Origin of the sequence: Pseudomonas inefficax (assembly GCF_900277125.1) — a bacterium.
GTDB classification, from domain to species: domain Bacteria; phylum Pseudomonadota; class Gammaproteobacteria; order Pseudomonadales; family Pseudomonadaceae; genus Aquipseudomonas; species Aquipseudomonas inefficax.
Genome location: NZ_OPYN01000141.1, coordinates 1 through 3,216 on the forward strand (window position 1 = coordinate 1; position 3,216 = coordinate 3,216).

Below are 3,216 nucleotides of genomic sequence, written 5' to 3' on the forward strand. Positions count from 1 at the left end.
CGCCACACAGCTACGACTACGTGTACCGCAAGATCAAGGCCGACCTGTGCCTGGCATCGATGTCCGGCGGCACTGATATCGTTTCTTGCTTCGTGCTGGGCAATCCGACCCTGCCAGTGCGCCGTGGCGAGATCCAGTGCAAGGGCCTGGGCATGGCGGTGGAAGTGTGGGACGAGCATGGCCAGCCGGTGCAGGGCGAGAAAGGCGAGCTGGTGTGTACGCGCAACTTTCCGTCCATGCCGCTGGGGTTCTGGAAGGATGCGGACGGCAGTCGATACCACGATGCTTACTTCAGCCAGTTCCCGGGGGTATGGGCCCAGGGCGACTATGCCGAACAGCGTGCCGATGGCGGCCTGGTGATTCATGGCCGCTCCGATGCCGTGCTCAACCCCGGCGGGGTCCGCATTGGCACGGCGGAGATCTACCGCCAGGTGGAAAAGGTCGAGCAGGTGCTGGAAAGCGTGGCCATTGGCCAGGACTGGCAAGGCGACGTGCGGGTAGTGCTGTTCGTTCGCCTGCGTGACGGCCTGCAACTGGATGAAGCCCTGCGCCAGCGCATCCGCCAGGTGATCCGCCAATACACCACGCCCCGCCATGTGCCGGCGGTGATCGCACAGGTCGATGACATCCCGCGTACCATCAGCGGCAAGCTGGTGGAGTTGGCAATTCGCAACGTGGTGCATGGCTTGCCGGTGAAGAACACCGATGCCCTGGCCAACCCCGAGGCGCTGGAGCAGTTTCGGGATCGTGCCGAACTGCGTGGTCCAGCGTAATCGCAAGGGGCCACTTTGTGGCCCATCGCCGGCAAGCCAGCTCCCACAGGTACAGCGCAGATTTCGAGATTTGCGCCGTCCATGTGGGAGCTGGCTTGCCGGCGATGGGCTGCACAGCAGCCCAAGTGCTTAATTGGCAGGCATTGGGCATAATGCCGCCCTTTTCTTTCCCGATGCACAGGTACCCCATGAAAGCCCAAGCCCGCCACATCCTGGTCAAGACCGCTGACGAAGCCGAAAAGCTCAAGCAGCGCATCGCCAATGGCGAGGCTTTCGACGTGCTCGCAAAAAAGTTCTCGATCTGCCCTTCGGGCAAGCGCGGCGGCGACCTGGGCGAGATTCGCCCCGGCCAGATGGTCGGCGCCATCGACCAGGTGATCTTCAAGAAACCTCTGCGCGTGGTCCACGGGCCGATCAAGAGCAAGTTCGGCTACCATCTGGTACAAACCTTCTACCGCGACTAAGCGCGGCGCGCAGCTAGCAGCCCGAGGCCGGCGCAGCCCAGCAGAGAGGCGCTGACCCGGTTGAACAGCCGACGTGGGCCGGGCTGGCTGAACCAGCGCTGCAGGTACGCCCCCAGGCCGGCGTAGATCGCGATGGCGGCCCACTCCAGTAACAGGAACAGCACGCCCAGCCAGAGGAACTGCTCGCTCACCGGGGTAGCGCTGCCGACCGAGACGAACTGCGGCAGGAAGGCGGTGAAGATCAGGATCGCCTTCGGGTTGCCGGCAGCCACCCAGAACTCCTGGCGTGCGAGGCGCCAGGTGCCGCGGGGGTGATCGCTTGCCACCACCGCCTCGCCCACCGGTGCACGCCACAGTTGCCAGGCGATATAGAACAGATACGCCGCCCCTACCACCTTGATGGCCAGGAACAGGTATTCGCTGGTGTGCAGCACCACGGCCAGGCCCATGGCCGCCAGGGCGATCATGCCGCTGAAGGCGACGATGCGCCCGCCGCCGGCTACGCAGGCCGTACGCAGGCCGTAGCGGCTGGCATTGTGCAGCGATAGCAGGTTGTTCGGCCCCGGCGCCATGTTCAGGGCGAAACAGGCGGGGATGAAAAGCAGCAGGCTCGAGAGGTCCATCATTGTTTTCCTTTGGCGACAGGGGTCTATTTCGGCGGGTAGCGGGCCTTGTGGTCAAGTTACAGCCAGCGGAAAAAACTGTATGGGTGCGCGGCGCCTGTTAAGCTGCGGAACATATCGAGGACCCTGTGATGCCCCGTTCCCATGCCACNCTGTGGCGCGACCCGGCCCTGCCGCATGTCGAAAGCCGCCGCGCCTGCCATAGCCGCGCCTGCTACAAGGCCCACAGCCACCCGACGTTTTCAATCGGTGTGGTGGACGCCGGCCACAGTCATTTCACCGGTGCCGGCAACGGCCAGCAACGCCTGACACCCGGCACGCTGGTACTGGTCCCGGCCCGCCGGGTACATGCCTGCAACCCCCAGGCCGGCAAAGCGTGGAGCTACCAGATGTTGCATGTGGATGCCGACTGGCTGGCACAGCTGCACCTGGAGTCCGGGCTGGAGGGTGCCGGGCCCGGCGAGCCGGCACGTATCTGCCAGGTGCCGGAGGTGTACCGGCTGTTCTGCGAACTGAACAGCCTGCTGTTCTCCAGCGCCAGCCATGGTGAGAAGGATGCGGCGCTGATTGCCTTTCTGGGTGACCTGGACTGTGCCAGGCTCGCGCCGCTGGCGCCGGCACCGGCCCTGGGGGCGAGCGAGCTGAGTGGGCTGATCGCGCACATCGAGGACCAGGACCCGGCGCAGTTGAACCTGGCGGTACTGGCCCGGCAAGCCGGGCTTGGGCGCTACCAGTTGATTCGCGCATTTCGCGCGGCCACCGGGTTTACGCCGCATGCCTACCTGCTCAATGCCCGGGTCAACCGTGGGCGCCAGTTGCTGGGGGAAGGGCAGGCACTGGCGGATGTGGCCTATAAGCTCGGGTTTGCCGACCAAAGCCATTTCCAGCGGGTATTCAAGGCCCATGTGGGGGTGACGCCGGGGCAGTATCGGGGAGACTGAACGCCTGCACGGTCCTTGTAGGAGCGGCCTTGTGTCGCGATGGGGCGCGAAGCGGCCCCGGGTTTTCAGCTCCGCAGCACAGATAGCCGGGGCTGCTGCGCAGCCCTTTCGCGACACAAGGCCGCTCCTACAGGGGCCTGCAATATTGTTCAATACGGCATGAGCGCCGAAGGGCAGAGTTCGGCTTTTCCGCCAGAGCCACCCACCCCATGCAACAATTCCTGATCATCGCCCTCGCCCACTTCCTTGCCCTGCTCTCTCCCGGCCCGGACTTCTTCCTGGTCGCACGCACCTCGGTCAACGCCGGGTGGCGCATCGCGAGCGGTGCCTGCCTGGGTATCGCCCTGGCCAATGGCGTGTTCATCGCCATGGCCTTTACCGGCCTGTCGGTACTGCAGGAAGGCAGCCTGCTGTT

At 64.8% G+C, this 3,216-nt stretch carries 5 protein-coding genes; 4 read left to right on the plus strand and 1 reads right to left on the minus strand.

The window, feature by feature from the left end:
* A partial coding sequence (locus tag JV551A3_RS16320) for an AMP-binding enzyme (RefSeq protein WP_413038295.1) occupies nt 1-773 on the plus strand: 773 nt, incomplete at its 5' end.
* A gap of 188 nt (nt 774-961) precedes the next feature.
* Nucleotides 962-1,237, plus strand: coding sequence for a peptidylprolyl isomerase (locus tag JV551A3_RS16325; RefSeq protein ID WP_016715601.1), 276 nt, complete (start codon nt 962-964; stop codon nt 1,235-1,237).
* On the opposite strand, the gene JV551A3_RS16330 is transcribed toward JV551A3_RS16325, so the two are convergent.
* Complete coding sequence (locus tag JV551A3_RS16330; protein ID WP_112253391.1) at nt 1,234-1,860, minus strand: LysE family translocator; 627 nt, start codon at nt 1,858-1,860, stop codon at nt 1,234-1,236. The two genes, JV551A3_RS16325 and JV551A3_RS16330, sit on opposite strands and share 4 nt — an antisense overlap.
* Nucleotides 1,861-1,991: 131 nt before the next feature.
* Here JV551A3_RS16330 and JV551A3_RS16335 point away from each other — a divergent pair, with 131 nt between their 5' ends.
* A complete protein-coding gene (locus JV551A3_RS16335) occupies nt 1,992-2,801 on the plus strand; it encodes a helix-turn-helix transcriptional regulator (RefSeq protein WP_133978917.1) in 810 nt (269 codons plus the stop codon).
* Between the two features lie 209 nt (nt 2,802-3,010).
* Nucleotides 3,011-3,216: LysE family transporter (locus tag JV551A3_RS16340; RefSeq protein WP_167494829.1), on the plus strand; the 206-nt coding region annotated here is incomplete at its 3' end.